Source organism: Pseudaeromonas sharmana (genome assembly GCF_042649925.1).
Classification (GTDB): Bacteria; Pseudomonadota; Gammaproteobacteria; order Enterobacterales; family Aeromonadaceae; genus Pseudaeromonas; species Pseudaeromonas sharmana.
Map to the genome: position 1 here is coordinate 98802 of NZ_JBHSAF010000015.1, position 14867 is coordinate 113668.

The following is a 14867-nucleotide window of genomic DNA, read 5'->3' on the forward strand; positions in this document are numbered from 1 at the left end:
CTCATCGATAAGGAAGCGTGACCATGGAAAGGTTGACGGTAGCATTGGCTGAACGCTCTTATCCGATTTACATCGGTCAGGGGCTGATGACACAAAAAGCCCTGTTTGCCCCGGCGATCAAGGGGCGAAGGGTGATGATCGTATCCAATGAAACCGTCGCTCCGCTCTATCTGGCACAACTGCAGGCCTCGTTGGCGGATTACCAGCAGGATGTTTGCATTCTGCCCGATGGTGAAGCGTTCAAGACGCTCGACAGTTTCAACCTGATCATGACGGCACTGCTTGAAGGTCGGCATGGTCGCGATACGACGCTGATTGCCTTGGGCGGCGGCGTGATCGGTGATTTGGTCGGTTTTGCTGCCGCCAGCTATCAGCGCGGCGTAGCGTTTATTCAGATCCCGACCACGCTGCTGTCGCAGGTTGACTCCTCGGTGGGGGGCAAGACGGGGGTCAATCATCCGCTGGGCAAGAACATGATAGGCGCCTTCTATCAGCCCAAGGCGGTGATCATTGATACGGATTGCTTGCGCACACTACCTCGTCGTGAGCTGTCAGCCGGCCTGGCTGAGGTGATCAAATATGGCATCATTTGGGATAGTGCGTTTTTTCAATGGCTTGAAAACCATGTGGAGGCATTGCTTGCCCTGGATAGCCAGTTACTGACCCAAGCCATTATGCGCTGTTGCAGCATCAAGGCCGAGGTCGTTTCGCAGGATGAGACAGAGACCGGTGTCCGCGCCTTACTGAACCTCGGCCATACCTTCGGTCATGCGATAGAGGCTGAGCAGGGCTATGGCGTCTGGTTGCATGGAGAGGCAGTTGGCGCCGGAATGGTGTTGGCGGCGAAGACGGCAGAGGCAACCCAGCGTATCAGTGCGGCGGATGTGAGCCGGATTTGCTCGTTAATTGAACGGGCCGGCCTTCCCATCAGAGCGCCTGAGACGATGACCTTCGATATTTTTATCCAACATATGATGCGGGACAAAAAAGTGCTTTCTGGCCAGTTGCGTCTGGTTCTGCCGACCGCGATTGGTCAGGCGGACGTCGTATCAGATGTGCCGCAAGCCACCCTGCAGCATGTGATCGCAATGGGATGATATGTGACCGCAGAGGATTTTCCGGCATTTGAGAGTCAGCAATTACTGGTTTCGCGGCTGACTCACCTGTTTGGGTTCTCCTTCCCCTTTGCCTTTCTCTCCGGGGCCAAGGGGAGTGGCAGGACGTCATTGTGCCTGCAATGGCTAGCGTCTTCCGCCGCTCCGCTACATTCAGCATTGATCACCTGTACCGCGGGGATGACCGCCTCGCGGTTGCGCGAACAATTATTCAACCGCTTGTTGCCTGGGCATATTTTTGACCCGGATGATGCACTGAGCGATACCCTGTTTCGGCTGCAAGGCGCAGTGCGCGGTCCTCTGGTGATAGTCATTGATGATGCCGACCTTGCTCCGGAGGGGTGGGCGCAAGAGCTTTGGGAGCTGTATTGCATTAATGCCGCGCTGCCACAGCCGCTACAACTGGGTGTGTTACTCTGTGGCGTCAGTGAGTGGGTCACCGATACAGTGAAAGAGCTGGTTTCACCGAGTCTTACGCCGTTGGAGCTGGATCTGGAACCTCTCTCGTCCCAAGAGCAGACGGCGTTGCTGGAGCATTGTCTGCGACGGGCAGATTATTATGCATTGATGCCCAACCCTGCGGCGCTGGCTGAGAAACTGCGTCACTGTGCAGGTAACCCGGGGCGTATTGTGGCATTGGCGGAGGAAATCATGAATCGAAAGAGTATCTTGAAGAAAAAGGAGTGGCCCGCGAATAAGGTGATGGCCTCAGCTGGCGTGGTTGCCGCTGTGGTGTTGCTGCTTAGTTGGGTCATTCCGCCATTGCTGCGCCATGATACCGCGGTCAAACCGCAGCCTGTCGCCCCGACGCCAGCCTCCAGTGCCGAGGCCACGGTGATTTCTGCGGCGCAAAGTGTCGCGACCAGCGTTGCACCGGCGACCTTGCCTGATGAGGTGTCGGGTGCTAACGACATCAGTGCCCAGGAGGAGGCCGACAAGCGTCGTGTGGTGATCGCCGATCAAGTGGTACGGGATATTATGGCCAGCCAGGCGAAGGGCCAGCCGGTGGTCAGTGCGGCCAGTGATACTCATGCTGTTGCTGTCTCTGGTGCCGTCACCTCTGTCGACCAGTTGCAACCACTGGTCTCGGAATTGACCTCGGCTCCAGCCAGTGCGGCCGCACCGACAAAAGCGAGTGCGAACAAACCAGTGACACCAACCGTGCAGGGCAAGGCGAACGCTCCTCACCAACCCAAAGCGCCGCCTGTGAGCGCCGCTGTGGTTGCGGGTAGCAATGCTGAATTAGCTAGCAAACCCGTGCGGCATTTTGCCATTCAACTGGCGGCCGGGGGAGATGAAAAGGCGGTACGCGCCTATGTTGCCAAGCAGAAACCCACGGCGCGTTACTGGATCTATCAAACTGAATATCAGGGTAAACCCTGGTTTGTTTTGGTTCAGGGCGACTATGCCTCTTCGGCACAAGCCAGGGCGGCGATCAGTGGTTTGCCGGCGGGGCTCAAGGCCGGGCATCCCTGGCCAAAATCCTTTGGTCAAATCCAAAAAGAAATGAAATAGCTCACCGATAGCATGACAATTTCCAGGGGGCTACAATGCGCCCCCTTTTTATGGTTCGGACTTTCCCTGATGTGGCAGGCATGAAGAAGACACGTGCATTTTTGAAATGGGCTGGCGGGAAATACTCTCTGGTCGAGGCCATCACTGCCCGGCTGCCCCGTGGACGTGTGTTGGTCGAGCCGTTTGTCGGTGCTGGCTCGGTTTTTCTCAATACCCAGTATGACGCTTATCTGCTGGCAGATATCAATCCGGATCTGATCGACTTTTATAACCTGTTGAAGAGTGAACCGGAACGTCTGATGCAGGAGGCCAGGGCGCTGTTCATCGAGGCCAATAATCAGCGCGATGCCTATTTTGAACTGCGCGATGCATTTAACCTGTGTAGTGACAAGCGGACGCGCTCTGCGCTGTTTCTTTACCTCAACCGCCATGGTTACAACGGTTTGTGCCGCTATAACCGCAAAGGGGGCTTCAATGTGCCGTTCGGCAAATACAAGCGTCCCTATTTCCCGGAAGAGGAACTGTGGGCATTTGCCGAGAAGGCGCAACGCGCTACCTTTATCTGCGAGTGCTACTCCAGCACCTTCTCGCGTCTGGAGGAGGATCATGTCGTCTACTGCGATCCCCCTTATGTGCCGCTGTCGAGTTCAGCCAATTTCACCACCTATGCCGCCAAAGGTTTTTCGCTGGATGATCAAGCCCTGCTGGCCCGATTGGCGCGTCATACGGTGCAGGAGAAGCAACTGCCGGTGCTGATCAGCAACCATGCAACCCCGCTGACCTATGAGTTGTACCGCGGGGCGTTACTGGATGAAATTCAGGTCAAGCGCACCATCAGTCGTTCCATAACAGGGCGGAACAAAGTTGGCGAGTTGCTGGCGTTGTACTTGCCCGGCATGGTCTTCGACGACCATCACCCCATACCCTAGAGTCACAGTCGACCTTGGGGTACTATTTGTCCATCATGCCAAGAGATAACAGCCCGATGAAAGAGTTCCTGATTGCCCCGTCGATTCTGTCTGCGGATTTCGCCCGTCTGGGAGAAGATGTCGCCCGTGTGCTGACAGCCGGTGCGGATGTGGTGCACTTTGATGTGATGGATAATCACTATGTGCCCAATCTGACCATTGGCCCCATGGTCTGCCAAGCGCTGCGCAATTACGGTATTCAGGCCCCGATTGATGTCCACCTGATGGTAAAACCCGTCGATCGCCTGATTCCGGACTTTGCCAAGGCTGGCGCCTCGATCATCACGTTTCATCCTGAGGCGTCGGAGCATATTGACCGTACGGTACAACTGATCCGTGATCATGGCTGTCAGGCCGGTCTGGTATTCAATCCGGCAACACCGCTGCACTATCTGGACTATCTGATGGACAAGCTGGATGTGATCCTGCTGATGTCGGTGAATCCCGGCTTCGGTGGCCAGAGCTTCATTCCGGGCACGCTGGACAAATTGCGCGAGGTACGCCGTCGGATTGACGAAAGCGGCCATGCAATCCGTCTGGAGATTGATGGTGGGGTGAAAGTGGACAATATTCGCGCCATCGCCGCCGCGGGAGCCGACATGTTCGTCGCAGGATCGGCGATCTTCAGCCAGCCTGATTATCAGGCGGTGATCCAGCAGATGCGTAGCGAGTTGGCACTGGCCCATGCTTGAACCGTTTGATGGTGCGCCTATCCAGCTGTTGCAGTTTGATCTGGATGGGACCCTGATTGACTCGGTCCCGCAGTTGGCGAAGGCCGTGAATGCGGCGCTGGTTAGCTGTTCCCTGCCGCCGGTGACGTTGCAGCAGGTGGCGGTGTGGATAGGCAATGGTGCCGACATGTTGCTGCGACGGGCTTGGGCGCACAGTAGTGATCCCGGCATCGGACCCGAGCCGCAACTCTTTTCTGCGCTGCGTCAGGCATTTGATGCCCACTATCATGCCGGGTTGGACAAAGATTTCGCTCTGTTCCCCCAGGTTGTCTCCACGTTGGCACGGTTACGGCAGCGCGGATTCAAGATGGCGATCGTGACGAACAAGCCGCATCCTTTTGTTATGCCCTTGCTTCAGGCTTCCGGCCTGGCAACCCACTTTGATTATGTGCTTGGCGGCGATCTGCTGCCGAAGCGGAAGCCGGACCCGATGCCACTGTGGCATGTTTGTCAGCAGTTGCAGACTGAACCCGCCAATAGCCTGATGATTGGTGACTCGAACAGTGACATTCTCGCGGCGCGTGCAGCCGGCATGCGTAGTGTTGGTTTTACCTATGGCTACAACCATGGCCAGCCGATTGCCGACAGTGCTCCGGACCGGATTTTGGACCATTTCAGCCAGCTCGCCGAGTTGCTGCTGGTGACAGACAAGGACTGAATTGCAAATGAGTAAACCGATTGTATTGAGTGGCGCCCAGCCTTCTGGCCAGTTGACGATTGGCAACTATATGGGGGCATTGCGTCAGTGGGTGCGCATGCAGGATGAGTACGACTGCCTGTACTGCATCGTCGACCTGCACGCCATTACGGTGCGGCAAGATCCGCAGGCGTTGCGCAAGGCCTGTCTGGATGCGGCGGCGCTCTATCTGGCGGTGGGTATCGACCCGGCGAAGAGCACTGTGTTCCTGCAGTCTCATGTGCCGCAACATGCCGAGCTGGGCTGGATCCTCAACTGCTATACCCAGATGGGCGAACTGTCGCGCATGACGCAATTCAAGGACAAGGCGCAACGCTTCGAGAATAACGTCAACGTCGGTTTGTTTGGTTACCCGGTACTGATGGCGGCTGATATTCTGCTGTATCAGGCCAATCAGGTTCCGGTGGGACACGACCAGAAGCAACATCTGGAGTTGACCCGTGACATCGCTTACCGCTTTAACACGCTGTACGGCGATGTCTTCACCATGCCGGAGCCCTTTATTCCGGAGCAGGGCGCTCGCGTCATGAGTCTGCAGGACCCGACGAAGAAGATGTCGAAGTCCGATGACAACCAGAACAACATCATTGGTCTGCTGGAAGACACCAAAGCGGTGGCCAAGAAGATCAAGCGTGCGGTCACCGACTCTGAAGAACCGCCGGTGGTGCGCTTCGATATCGCGGAAAAACCGGGTGTGTCGAACTTGCTGACCCTGTTGCATGGCGCAACGGGGGAGTCCATCGTTGAGCTCGAGCGCCGTTTCGAGGGCAAGATGTATGGCCATCTGAAGACGGAAACCGCCGATGCCGTCGTGGCCATGTTGGCGCCGCTGCAACAGCGCTACCGTGAACTGCGTGAAGATGAGCCGCGCCTGCTGGCCATACTCAGCGACGGCGCGGATAAAGCACGGCAGCGCGCTGAACAGACGCTGAAACGGGTCTACGAGGCGGTTGGTTTCGTACCGAAAATTTGATGCCTATCGGCCTGTCACTGTCCGACAGGCCGTCTCTTTGATTAACCGATACAGGTATTATGTCCCAGAACGAACAACACGAAATCCAGGAACTGGAAAACAAAGATTATTGGTTGCGCCGCTTTCGCAAAGCCAAGACCATGAAAACACTGGAATTGATGGTCCCCAAGGCGGTGGATCAATACCATCAGCACGCCAATGTGCTGGCGGCTATCTATCTGGCAGAATGCCAGCGAGAGCGGGAACTGGAGTACGGTGTCCTGCTCAATCGTTGAGGTCTGCTGGTTGACACATTTTGTCACTATTTGCCGGCCAAACTGATAAAAAATATCAACAAGTGATCGTTATACTGGTGCCATCTTGGATGTTACTGGTTAGGTCATGCGCAAGTTTATCTGGTCTCTTCTGTTGTTAGCCGCGGTGTGTGCGGCAGCCTGGCATTTCTGGTATCGCCTGCCCACGCCGGCCAATACCACTCATCGAGTGTTGCCACAGGTGCGGGTCGATGTCGTTACGTCGACGCAGTCTCTCGAGCAGTTACCCTTGGTGGCTAAATTGAAGGCACGTCAATCGGTACAGTTGGCCACGGAGGTTACAGGGCGGCTTGTCCGGTTACCGCCGGCGGCGGGTAGTGAAGTGACTGCAGGCACCTTGTTGCTGCAACTCGATGATGCAGCGGCGCAGGCTGTGCTGGATGAGGCCGACGCCTATTTGCGCAATGAACAGCGCAAGTTGAGTGACATGCGGCGCTTGGCGCGCAGCGGTGTCGTAACCCAAAATGACATCGAAGGGCAACTCGCCTTGGTGGCACAGGCCGAGGCGCGGCGTAACAAAGCCAGAACCGAGCGTGATCAGCATGCCTTGCGGGCACCATTCGCCGGCCGGATTGGACTTTATGATCTCAGCCGCGGGAGTCTGTTGTCGGCCTCAACAGCTGTACTGGCACTCGACGATCTCTCCGTGATGCAACTGGATATCCCGGTGCCGGAAATTTATCTGTCACGCCTCAAACCCGGGGCCGTGGTAACGGCGCTCACGGACGCCTGGCCGGGCGAGACATTTCAAGGTCGGCTGGACACAGTCGATAGCCGAATCGATGAGCAAACCTTGACGGTCAAGGCGCGTTTGTTGTTCGAAAATCCACAACGACGTTTGCTGCCCGGGATGTTAATGCGTCTGCAACTGGTGATGAACCAGCAGCGGCTGCCAGTGATTCCTGCCAGTGCCATCGAATTTCAGGGTGAAAAGCGCTTCGTTTACCTGCTGCAGGAGGGGGGGCGCGTGCGCCGGCAAGCGGTGGAACTCGGCTCACCCACACAGGCGGGTATTCCAGTTCTGCATGGGTTGTCGGTCGGTGACCAACTGGTCGTGGAAGGTCTGGTGGCCCTGAGTGATGGGGCCAGGGTCCAGGTGCTGCCGCCGGCTGCATTGCCGCAGGAGCAACACTGATGTGGTTGTCTGATGTCTCGATTCGCCGCCCGGTCGCCGCGCTGGTGTTCAGTTTGTTGTTGCTGGTTTTCGGGCTAGTGTCATTATCGCGCTTGCCGGTTCGCGAGCTGCCCAACGTGCAGAGTGCGGCGATGACCATCACCACGACCTATGAGGGCGCCGCCCCAGATATCGTCGAGAGCCAGGTCACCAAGCCGCTGGAGGATCAACTCTCCGGTATCAGCGGCATTCGCACGATTCAATCCACCAGTCGCAAAGGGCGCAGCGCCATCAGCATCGAATTCCGTCAAGGATGGAATATGCTCGAAGCCAGCGCAGACGTGCGCGACGCGGTTTCCAGAGCCCAAAAGCAGCTGCCGGATGACAGCGATGAGCCGATCGTGACCAAGGACAATGGTGACGGTGATGTGGCTATCTGGCTGAACTTTACCAGTCAGCAGATGGATCGGGTCGAGCTGACGGACTACGCCAATCGGGTGTTGTTAAAATCCTTGAGCCTGATCGATGGCGTCAGCTCGGTGTCACTGAGTGGTGATCTGGAGCGGGTCATGTATGTCCGCCTGAAGCCGGAGCGTATGGCCGGGCTGGGTATTGCCGTCAATGATGTGCTCAATGCGCTGGATCAGGAAAATGTGGAGTTACCAGGGGGAGAGATCCGCAATAGCAGCATGGTCTTCCCGGTACAGTTGCCTCGACAGTTCCGCGATGCAGACAGCTTCCGACAACTGCGGCTGCGGACGCTGGAGGATGGCCAGACGCTGCTGCTGTCTGATATTGCCGATATCGAGCCGGGCGCCAAGAACGAGGAGAGCGCCTACCAGCGCAACGGTGTCGTCAGTATCGGTCTGGGTATCATACCTCAGGTGACGGCCAATCCGCTGGAGATGGCCCAAAATGTACAAGCTGAAGTCGCACGTCTGCAGCAATTCCTGCCGCCCGGGGCTCAGCTTGAGGTGGATTACAACAGTACTGAGTTCATTCGACAGGCTATCCACGAGGTTTACTTAACGCTGGCGATTGCGGCCCTGCTGGTCGTGGTGGTGCTGTACCTGTTTATTGGCCAGTGGCGGGCCACGCTGATCCCGGCGGTGACGGTGCCGGTCTCCTTGGTGGCGGCCTGCATCGGGGCCTGGTATCTCGGATTCTCGATTAACATGCTGACACTCTTGGCATTGATACTGGCCATCGGTCTGGTTGTGGATGATGCCATCGTGGTCGTCGAGAATATCCACCACCACCTGCAGGCGGGACGGTCGCCGCTGTTGGCGGCATGGTATGGGACCCGGGAGGTCGGGTTTGCGGTGATCGCCACCACGCTAGTGTTGATGATGGTGTTTCTGCCCATCACCCTGATGCAGGGCATGATTGGTCGCCTGTTTACAGAGTTTGCCGTGTTCTTGTCATTGGCCGTCCTGTGCTCGGCCTTGATTGCGTTGACGCTCTCGCCGGCGATGGCATCGAAACTGCTGCGTGCAAAGCGGACGGAGCAAAACCATTCGGGTGTGCTGGACAGTCTGATGCTCCGCCTGGCGCAGCATTATCGCTCAGTGTTGCAAGGAGTCCTGGCTCGCCGCTGGTTGTCGCCGGTGATCATGTTGCTGGTATTGGTGGCGATGCTGTTTTTCTACTGGCGAGTGCCATCACAACTGGCTCCGGTCGAAGATCGTGGCGTGATTTATGTGTTAGTGCGCGGGGCCGAGGGAACCAGCATTGAGCGCATGAAACGCAACATGGCTCAAGTAGAGTCCCGTCTGTTACCGCTGGTCGGCAAGGGGGTCGTCAAGGCAATCAGCTTCAGCACTCCTGCATTTGGACGCGGAGGTGATCAGACCGGCATGGTGATTGTGCAACTGACGGATTGGGCGCAACGAGAACAGAGTGCTCAGCAATTCTTGGCATCACTGCCGGCGTTGCTCGCGGGCATTCCGGATATCACACTGCGACCCTTCCAGCCGGGCTTCCGTGGCCGCTCCCAGGCACCGGTGCAATATGTGCTGCAGGGCAGCGACTATCAACAGCTGAATCAGTGGGCGCTGCAGTTGCAACAGGCGGCAGCAGGCAGCGGTGTGGTCATCAATCCGGATTTGGATTACAGCGAAAAAACTCCGGAGCTGAGTATCCACGTCGACAGTCGGCGTGCCGCCGAGTTGGGGATCCCGTTGCGCGATGTTGGCCAGGCCCTGCAGACCCTGCTGGGAGGCAGTAGTCGCACCACGTATGTTGATCGCGGTGAAGAGTATGACGTCTATGTGCGAGCAGACCAGCAACAGTTCAATCAGGCCGGGGATCTGAATCAGCTCTATCTGCGCGCTGCTTCCGGGAAAATGGTGCCGTTGGCATCGCTGGCCCAAATATCACTGCAGGCTTCGGCCCAGAGATTGGGCCACTATCAACGTCAGAAGGCGATCACGCTGTCCGGGTTTATCGCCCCGGACCACACCCTTGGCGACGCGCTCAGTTGGCTGGATCAGTGGTCGCGTGCGCACTTGCCTGCGGGCATCAGCACGGATTATGCGGGGGAGTCGCTGGAGTATCGCGATAGTCAGGGGGACGTCGGACTGGTGTTCGCCCTGTCGCTATTGGTCGCCTTCTTGTTGCTGGCGGCGCAATTCGAGAGCTTCATCAATCCGCTAGTGGTGATGCTGACGGTTCCACTTGGAATCCTTGGCGGCCTGCTGGGGCTGTGGTGTGGTGGCTTGTCGCTTAACCTGTACAGTCAGATCGGCTTGTTGCTGCTGATTGGCATGGTGACGAAGAATGGCATCCTGATCGTCGAATTCGCCAACCAGCTGCGCAATCGCGGTACGGCGTTCGAGACCGCGATCATCGAGGCGGCAGTGCGACGCCTGCGCCCCATACTGATGACGTCGGCAACCGCCATCATGGCGGCTATCCCCCTGATGCTGTCCCGGGGGGCGGGTTATGAGAGTCGGGTTGCCGTTGGTACCGTGGTGTTTGCAGGGATGTTACTGGCGACGATAGTGACCTTACTGATTGTCCCGGCCATGTATCATCTGTTGGCCCGTCATACCCGGGCGCCCGAGTTCAGAGCCCAGCAGTTGACCGACGAGCTCAGCAAGGAGACCGCGGCCAGGCTGAGCCAGGAACGATAACCCCGGCCGGGGGGATGCCGCCAAGCCGGGGTCCGCGGCTCAGGGTTTGATGTCATTGCCCATCAACTCCCGAGCCCGCTCCGGCAAGGCGCTGCTTTCGGTGGCGACGATGCCGTGGAAGACCGGATCCTGCGCCACCTCCTTGATGCCGTTAATACAAAATTGCATCCCCATACAAATCAGCAGAAAGCCCATGACCCGGGTCATGGCATCGATGCCGCTCTCACCGAGTAGTCGGCAAACGGGGCCGGCCAGTTTGAGGATCCCCCAGCTCAGCAGGCTGATAAGAATGAACGAAACGACCACTCCGGCATAGATCGGAAAGCGGCTGATGGTATGGGGCACATGGCTGATTTCGACGGCACCACTGATGACCAGCGCCATGGTACCGGGTCCGCACAGGCTGGGGATCGTCAATGGCACAAAGGCGATGTTCTGGTTGAGAGGGCCCTCGCCGGGGCGGCTGGGTGCTGGAAATAGCATCCGAAAACCGATGAAGGCGATGACGAGCCCCCCGGCCAGCCGCAGGCCGGGGATGGAGATCCCGAACAGCTCCAGAATCGATGAACCGACAAAGAAACTGATACACAGGGTCACAAACAGATAGATCGCCGTCAGGTTGACCTGCCGGGCAATCTGTTCGCGTGACATGCCTTTGCTGAGCCCTAGCAGCAGCGTGGCGGTGGTCGGCGGGTTGACCATCGGCAGCAAGGCGAGCAGCGACAGGGCGATAACTTTGAAGAACAGGATCATGGGTGCACATCTCGTAGATAGCGGAATTGTTATGGTAGCGGCTGCTCCCCGGTTCAACAATCGAGCGTAGAAGAACTGTGCTGCCAGTTTGGTCACGGTTCAGCGATGGCGATGGATCGGGTACACTCTGCATCCATTCCAACGCCGATGACCTTTGCCGTGATCCTGCTGATCGATAACTACGACTCTTTTACCTATAACCTGGTGCAGTATTTTGGCGCGCTCGGCCAGCAAGTTGAGGTGCGGCGTAATGACGCCATCACCCTGGAGCAGATAGCGGCGCTGCACCCCAGCCATCTGGTGATTTCGCCAGGGCCCTGTTCTCCGAACGAGGCGGGGATCTCGTTAGCCGCCATTCGGCACTTTGCCGGAAAACTCCCGTTGCTGGGAGTTTGTCTGGGCCATCAGGCCATCGCACAGGCCTTTGGTGCTAGCGTCGTGCGCGCGCCCAAGGTGATGCATGGCAAGACATCCTTGATCGAGCACGACGGCCAGGGTCTGTTTCATGACCTGCCACAGCCATTACGCGTCACTCGTTACCACTCGTTGCTGGTTGACGAGGCCTCGTTACCTGAGTGTTTGCAGGTCACGGCCCGGACCATAGCGAGCAACGAGGAGTCGGCATTGATCATGGGGTTGCGCCATCGCACCTTACCTGTCGCCGGGGTGCAGTTTCATCCCGAGAGTATTCTCAGCGAGCAGGGTATGGCGCTGCTGAAGAACTTCGTTTTACAGTCCTGAGGTCTTGAGCCCTCTCGCAGGGGGCAGCTATGCTCAACACAGTCTTTGATGGAGAGAACGCATGAACGAGATGGTTCTGACCATGCCTGATGACTGGCATGTTCACCTGCGCGATGGCGCCTTGTTGCAAGAGACGGTACCGGCCACGGCACGCAGTTTTGGCCGCGCCATCGTGATGCCTAATTTGGTGCCGCCGGTCAGGGATGCCGGAGAGGCACAGGCCTATCGGCAGCGGATTCAGGCTGCCACCCCCAAGGGCTGCGGCTTTACCCCCTTGATGACGCTCTACCTGACCGATCAGACGACACCTCAAACCATCCGTGATGCGCATGCCGCCGGGGTCACGGCGGTGAAATTGTACCCCGCAGGAGCAACAACGCATTCTGATTTGGCCGTGACTCGCATCGAGCATCTGTGGCCTGTCTGCGAAACACTGGCCGAGCTGGGGATGCCGCTCCTGGTGCACGGCGAGGTCACCGATAGTGACATTGATATTTTCGACCGCGAAGCCGAGTTCATCACGCGGTACCTGCAACCACTGGTGGCGCGATTCCCGACATTGAAGCTGGTGCTGGAACATATCACCACCGCCCAGGCGGTGGAGTTTGTGAGCGCTAGCAGCGCGCATGTGGCCGCGACGCTGACGCCGCAGCATCTGCTGATGAATCGCAACGACATGCTGGTGGGCGGCATCCGGCCGCATAATTACTGCCTGCCGGTGTTGAAGCGCCGCAGCCATCAGCTGGCGTTGCAACAGGCGGCGGTCAGTGGGAGTCCCAAGTTTTTCCTGGGTACTGACTCGGCGCCTCACCTCCAGGAGCGCAAGGAGAGTGCCTGCGGCTGTGCAGGCTGTTATTCAGCCCCGGCCGCCATCGAATTGTATGCTGAGATTTTTGATGAGCTTGGGGCCCTGGATAAGCTGGAAAACTTTGCCAGCCACTTTGGTGCCGACTTCTACGGCTTGCCTCGCAACACGGCGCGTATTCGGCTGCACAAGGAAGAGTGGCATCTACCAGAAAAACTGTCGCTGCTCGGCGGGCGAACCCTGATTCCGTTCTGGGCCGGGCGGCCATTGCGTTGGCGTTTAGCCGGGATCCTGTCAGAAGCCTGATGCAGACTTAGCCTGAGATAAGTGCTGTTATCATTGCGCTGTGCAGCATATGGTTGCGCAGCGCAATTTTTTATCCGCAAGACTGGTATTCACGGAAAGTGGTGATGTATTATGCAAAAACAGTGATTAACTTTTCATTTGTCAGCGGTGTCAAGGAGTGAGGATGGAACAGGTAACCCGTGCGTGGTTTGATGAGGTGGTCGTCCCGACCTATAACCCGGCGCCCTTTATTCCGGTGCGGGGGAGCGGCTCTCGGCTGTGGGATCAGGCGGATCGAGAATATATCGATCTGGCTGGCGGGATCGCCGTGAATGCGCTGGGCCATTGTCATCCAGCACTGGTTGCCACCTTGATCGCACAGGGGCAAACGCTGTGGCATGTCAGTAACTGGATGACCAATGAACCGGCACTGCGCTTGGCGCGCAAACTGGTGAACGCCACTTTTGCCGATCGTGCCTTTTTCTGTAACTCCGGAGCCGAAGCCAACGAAGCCGCCTTCAAGCTGGCTCGGCGCTACGCTCACGACAAGTTTGGTCCGGGTAAGGATCAAATCATCGCCTTCTATCAGGGCTTTCATGGTCGGACTTTCTTCACCGTGACGGTCGGCGGCCAGGCGAGCTACTCCGATGGGTTTGGTCCCAAGCCCGGGCAGGTGCTGCACCTGCCGTACAATGATATCGCTGCGTTGCGCGAGGCTATCTCCGACCGCACGTGTGCGGTCGTCATGGAGCCGTTGCAGGGCGAGGGCGGTGTGTTACCGGTTGATCCGGCGTTCGCCAAGGCGGTGCGAGAACTCTGTGACCAGCACCAGGCACTGCTGATTCTTGATGAAGTACAAACAGGTATGGGGCGCACTGGGTCGCTGTTTGCCTATATGGATCTTGGCATCGAACCGGATGTACTGACGACAGCCAAGGCATTGGGTGGCGGCATGCCGATTGGCGCCATGCTGACCCGCGACGACATGGCTCAGGTTTTCCAGCCTGGTGTGCATGGCACCACGTTTGGTGGCAATCCGTTAGCCTGTGCCGTGGCCGGCACGGCATTTGACCTGATCAATGACCCGAGCTTGCTGGCTGGCGTCGTCGAGCGTGAAGCCTGGTTCCGCGAGGCACTCGCTCAGATCAACGCCCAGTATCAGTGCTTCAGCCAGGTTCGAGGGAAGGGGTTACTGATTGGCGCTGTGCTGACGGAGGCGTGGCACGGGAAGGCTAAACTGTTCGTGGATGCGGCGGCGGAGGCAGGGCTACTGATTCTCGTGGCGGGAGGAAACGTGGTGCGCTTTGCACCGGCACTGAACCTTAGCCGTGAAGAGTTTGATACCGGTATGGCTCGCTTCAGCGAGGCGGTGGCCAAGGTGGTGGCGGGCTGATGCGGCCTCGCGCTTCAAATGAGGGCCCCACGGGGCCCTTTTGTTTTTGCCATAATGTGGCTGAGTATCGGTTTTACTGCGGCAATCTGTTTTGACAGCACAACAGCTCAGGTGGTGCTTCTTGTACCATCGGCCCGCAATAGTTCCGGCGCAAGTTGGTTTGGTGGTGTGTCCGACGTTCTAACCCTGCGATGTAAGGATGGCGCAGCACTGGCGAAGAGCTCTCGGTCGCTAGCCGGTCTGTGACCGCGGCATTGACTGAGCGCTTTGGGAATCGAAACTGCAGGCTTACAGGCCAGTCACAGGCCGAATAAACAGTCTAAATTACT

Annotated in this window: 13 protein-coding genes; 12 read left to right on the forward strand and 1 reads right to left on the reverse strand. The window is 57.7% G+C overall.

Translation table 11 applies throughout. The annotated features are described in order from the left end of the window. Positions 1 to 23: 23 nt before the first annotated feature. The 9 genes from aroB (at position 24) to ACFOSS_RS15155 (ending at position 10561) form a co-directional block, all read left to right on the forward strand. Positions 24 to 1097, forward strand: a complete 1074-nt coding sequence (aroB, locus tag ACFOSS_RS15115) for a 3-dehydroquinate synthase (protein ID WP_377154118.1) — start codon at positions 24 to 26, stop codon at positions 1095 to 1097. Between the two features lie 3 nt (positions 1098 to 1100). After that, complete coding sequence (locus ACFOSS_RS15120; RefSeq protein WP_377154120.1) at positions 1101 to 2630, forward strand: SPOR domain-containing protein; 1530 nt, start codon at positions 1101 to 1103, stop codon at positions 2628 to 2630. Positions 2631 to 2710: 80 nt separating this feature from the next. Beyond that, positions 2711 to 3559 carry a Dam family site-specific DNA-(adenine-N6)-methyltransferase gene (locus ACFOSS_RS15125; protein ID WP_377154122.1) on the forward strand — a complete coding sequence of 283 codons (849 nt, stop codon included), beginning with the start codon at positions 2711 to 2713 and terminating at the stop codon, positions 3557 to 3559. A 56-nt stretch (positions 3560 to 3615) separates the two neighbouring features. After that, positions 3616 to 4290, forward strand: coding sequence for a ribulose-phosphate 3-epimerase (gene rpe, locus ACFOSS_RS15130; RefSeq protein WP_377154124.1), 675 nt, complete (start codon positions 3616 to 3618; stop codon positions 4288 to 4290). Then, positions 4283 to 4987, forward strand: a complete 705-nt coding sequence (locus ACFOSS_RS15135) for a phosphoglycolate phosphatase (RefSeq protein WP_377154126.1) — start codon at positions 4283 to 4285, stop codon at positions 4985 to 4987. The genes rpe and ACFOSS_RS15135 overlap by 8 nt, the downstream gene beginning before the upstream one ends. A gap of 7 nt (positions 4988 to 4994) precedes the next feature. Next, positions 4995 to 5999, forward strand: coding sequence for a tryptophan--tRNA ligase (gene trpS / locus ACFOSS_RS15140; RefSeq protein ID WP_377154128.1), 1005 nt, complete (start codon positions 4995 to 4997; stop codon positions 5997 to 5999). A 59-nt stretch (positions 6000 to 6058) separates the two neighbouring features. Then, a complete protein-coding gene (locus tag ACFOSS_RS15145) occupies positions 6059 to 6274 on the forward strand; it encodes a hypothetical protein (protein WP_377154130.1) in 216 nt (71 codons plus the stop codon). A gap of 106 nt (positions 6275 to 6380) precedes the next feature. Continuing rightward, positions 6381 to 7448 (forward strand): efflux RND transporter periplasmic adaptor subunit, encoded by a 1068-nt coding sequence (locus ACFOSS_RS15150; RefSeq protein WP_377154132.1) that lies wholly within the window; start codon positions 6381 to 6383, stop codon positions 7446 to 7448. Continuing rightward, positions 7448 to 10561 carry an efflux RND transporter permease subunit gene (locus tag ACFOSS_RS15155; protein ID WP_377154134.1) on the forward strand — a complete coding sequence of 1038 codons (3114 nt, stop codon included), beginning with the start codon at positions 7448 to 7450 and terminating at the stop codon, positions 10559 to 10561. Before ACFOSS_RS15150 ends, ACFOSS_RS15155 begins: the two co-directional genes overlap by 1 nt. 39 nt (positions 10562 to 10600) lie before the next feature. Here ACFOSS_RS15155 and ACFOSS_RS15160 read toward each other — a convergent pair whose 3' ends face one another. Continuing rightward, positions 10601 to 11308, reverse strand: coding sequence for a MarC family NAAT transporter (locus ACFOSS_RS15160; RefSeq protein WP_377154764.1), 708 nt, complete (start codon positions 11306 to 11308; stop codon positions 10601 to 10603). A gap of 165 nt (positions 11309 to 11473) precedes the next feature. On the opposite strand from ACFOSS_RS15160, the gene ACFOSS_RS15165 reads away from it, so the two are divergent. The 3 genes from ACFOSS_RS15165 to ACFOSS_RS15175 all read left to right on the forward strand — a co-directional run bounded on the left by ACFOSS_RS15165 (position 11474) and on the right by ACFOSS_RS15175 (position 14538). Then, on the forward strand, positions 11474 to 12055 hold the full coding sequence (locus ACFOSS_RS15165) for an anthranilate synthase component II (protein ID WP_377154766.1): 582 nt from the start codon (positions 11474 to 11476) through the stop codon (positions 12053 to 12055). Positions 12056 to 12116: 61 nt separating this feature from the next. Then, on the forward strand, positions 12117 to 13166 hold the full coding sequence (gene pyrC / locus ACFOSS_RS15170; protein ID WP_377154137.1) for a dihydroorotase: 1050 nt from the start codon (positions 12117 to 12119) through the stop codon (positions 13164 to 13166). A gap of 163 nt (positions 13167 to 13329) precedes the next feature. Continuing rightward, the gene (locus tag ACFOSS_RS15175) at positions 13330 to 14538 is read left to right on the forward strand and encodes an aspartate aminotransferase family protein (RefSeq protein ID WP_377154139.1); all 1209 of its coding nucleotides are present in this window, start codon (positions 13330 to 13332) and stop codon (positions 14536 to 14538) included. Positions 14539 to 14867 lie beyond the last annotated feature (329 nt).